The sequence below is a fragment of the Bartonella sp. AC158YNML genome, from assembly GCF_042196725.1.
Classification (GTDB): Bacteria; Pseudomonadota; Alphaproteobacteria; order Rhizobiales; family Rhizobiaceae; genus Bartonella.
In genome coordinates this window covers 1-1,882 of the sequence record NZ_JBHIQU010000055.1, presented here as the reverse complement: position 1 = coordinate 1,882, position 1,882 = coordinate 1, and the positions used below count along the sequence as shown (strand labels likewise).

Here is a 1,882-nt window from a genome sequence, read left to right as displayed (position 1 = left end):
TTGATTAAAATCATCGTATGGCAATAACGGAAAATAATTTCTATCATCACGCGCAAAAATATTTTGCAGTATATAGACAAGATAACCTGTTGATGAGGGATCTATGCAACTTTCACATGTCTGATTAGGCGAGCGAACACCATAATATATATCTTCACGTCCAATCTTATTAACAAGATTAATCAACTTGACCTTACTTATAGTGATATGTGGGACATCTATCATCTCTGATCTTTCTCTTTAAACCTGTGAAGGGTGCTGTTGCTGTTCATTATTATCTGTAGAAGCAGCAGTAAAAGCAGATTGTGAAGATAATTTAGAATCACATGATTGCGTCCTATAAAAAAACGAGAAAAAGTCTTCTGCCTTAATCGGTGCTCCAATTCTTTTGGCTTCATTCAAAAGAATTGGGATATGTTTTGTTGGAATTCTCCCACCAGTTCCACCTTTTGATATAGGACGGAGCCAGACATATACGCGTGTTCTATGCACCCCAAGCAACTGAGATACCCTACGAACCCCACCTAATAGATTTATTATTTCCGAAAATTGTTTCATAGCACATTATGTAGCGATTATAAAAACAATGTCAAGAAGGAAAATTAATAATGAAACCACATGTTGCTAAATTAGAAAATGACGATTGTATACAACGTACCTACAATAAAGATATGACAATAAGTATCTCACAATGGTTGCAAAATGCCTTATCTGAAGCTGGATTAAGCCAATCAGAGCTTTCAAGACAGCTAACCGCTTCTTTAGGTCGCTCGATAGATCGTGCTGCCGTCAATAAAATGCTAAAAGGAACAAGAGATATTTCTGCTCGAGAATTATTAGAAATATCAAAGCTTACAGGTGCTTCTATTCCTACTAATCACTTAGTTCCTTTGATTGGATCTGTAGGAGCCGGAGGAGAAATAATCGCAATAGATTCTGGTTGTCTAGAAGAAGTAGAAGCCCCGCCATCTGCTCCTAAAGGAACTGTTGCTGTTCGCGTGGTAGGTGATTCTATGTTTCCAGCCATTGAAGAAGGAAGCCTTCTTTTTTATTCCTATCATTTGCCACCAGAGGATCTTATTAACAACCGCGCCATCATAAAAACTAAATGTGGAAAAGTTTACATCAAAGTATTACGTCTAGGGAAAGAAAAAGGGAAATGGGTTTTATCCAGTATAAATGGAAAATATGCTGATATCGTAGATGTAGAATTAGAATGGTGTGCACCTATCGACTGGATTAAGCCAGCCAGAATATGAGTTAATATTTTTATACTTTTCTTCAAGCAAGCCTTTAGTTTATTACTTTTAAAAAATTTTTAAAATCGCTACATTTTTTGTTGACTTTGTTTTTAAAATCGCTACATTGGTATCCATAAACCACGCACAAACAATCGCCAAGAGGCGTTAGGGAGGAAAAATTATGGATAAGCCAATTCTTATTAATTCCAATGAAATTTTATTAGTTTCCTACGATGATAATCAAAACATTGCAGAGTCTGGACCACTTGATGCAAGCCAAATTCTAAGCATTGTTGCTGAGGTAGATGATGCAATCCAAATCTTTCGTATAAATCCTTCTGAGAATAATTGTGAAGATATCTCTGAAGAGATTGCAGACGCATATGTAGAAGCAAATATTGAACATCTCCATGAGGATAGTGAGGTTCATTACTTTGTACGTGAAAGTAATGCTTACCATGATCTTTTATCTGAGTTAGCAGAAGAAAAATATAATGATGAGGTCTACGGGACCTATGAAGAGCAAAATAAATTACGTCTTTGTGATGTGATTTAAAAATTCTAAAGGGCGCATTTAAAAGCGCCCCCTTTCATTCATCAATCCCATCAATATGAGGTTCGTAATGGAAAAGCCTATTGCT

Annotated in this window: 3 protein-coding genes and 1 pseudogene; 2 read left to right on the top strand and 2 right to left on the bottom strand. The window is 36.0% G+C overall.

All coding sequences use genetic code 11. The features are described from left to right. Positions 1-225, bottom strand: a pseudogene (locus tag ACFIM1_RS09145) (hypothetical protein); the annotation flags it as partial. Between the two features lie 15 nt (positions 226-240). Continuing rightward, a complete protein-coding gene (locus tag ACFIM1_RS09140) occupies positions 241-558 on the bottom strand; it encodes a hypothetical protein (RefSeq protein WP_375607575.1) in 318 nt (105 codons plus the stop codon). A gap of 50 nt (positions 559-608) precedes the next feature. Here ACFIM1_RS09140 and ACFIM1_RS09135 point away from each other — a divergent pair, with 50 nt between their 5' ends. Further along, positions 609-1,259, top strand: a complete 651-nt coding sequence (locus ACFIM1_RS09135) for a S24 family peptidase (RefSeq protein WP_004854224.1) — start codon at positions 609-611, stop codon at positions 1,257-1,259. Between the two features lie 163 nt (positions 1,260-1,422). After that, positions 1,423-1,797 (top strand): hypothetical protein, encoded by a 375-nt coding sequence (locus ACFIM1_RS09130; RefSeq protein WP_375607535.1) that lies wholly within the window; start codon positions 1,423-1,425, stop codon positions 1,795-1,797. Positions 1,798-1,882: the final 85 nt, after the last annotated feature.

What these genes read in the sequence shown, in the direction of transcription:
- ACFIM1_RS09135 (WP_004854224.1), top strand. Translation starts at nt 609, where the DNA reads ATGAAACCACATGTTGCTAAATTAGAAAATGACGATTGTATACAACGT.
- ACFIM1_RS09130 (WP_375607535.1), top strand. Translation starts at nt 1,423, where the DNA reads ATGGATAAGCCAATTCTTATTAATTCCAATGAAATTTTATTAGTTTCC.
- ACFIM1_RS09140 (WP_375607575.1), bottom strand. Translation starts at nt 558, where the DNA reads ATGAAACAATTTTCGGAAATAATAAATCTATTAGGTGGGGTTCGTAGG.